The following is a 298-nucleotide window of genomic DNA, read 5'->3' as shown; positions in this document are numbered from 1 at the left end:
AGTTACAATTACACCAACGGTGCCTATCCCTGAGGGCAATGTCATCGCTAAAGCTTATGACAATGCGGAAGTGCCTAATGTGGCAATTTCTCAACCAAAAAAAGCAACTGATACTACGCCACCAGCTACTCCAACGCTTGATACTGATTTAACTGGTAAAGCAGGTACTCAAACACCGATTACGGTGACAACGGATCCGAATACTCATGTTGATTTACTAGACAAAGATGGCAATATTATTGGTTCGGGTACGACGGATGATACGGGGCATGTTACTATCACTCCGACAAAACCTATT

1 protein-coding gene is annotated in these 298 nt (G+C 43.3%); it reads left to right on the top strand.

What is annotated here, in order from left to right; all coding sequences use genetic code 11:
• Positions 1–298 (top strand): hypothetical protein (locus HMPREF2737_RS10110; RefSeq protein ID WP_141745591.1); only part of this gene is annotated, 298 nt, incomplete at both ends.

Source organism: Staphylococcus sp. HMSC069D12 (genome assembly GCF_001810405.1).
GTDB lineage: Bacteria > Bacillota > Bacilli > Staphylococcales > Staphylococcaceae > Staphylococcus > Staphylococcus haemolyticus.
This window is presented reverse-complemented; position numbering and strand designations above follow the sequence as displayed.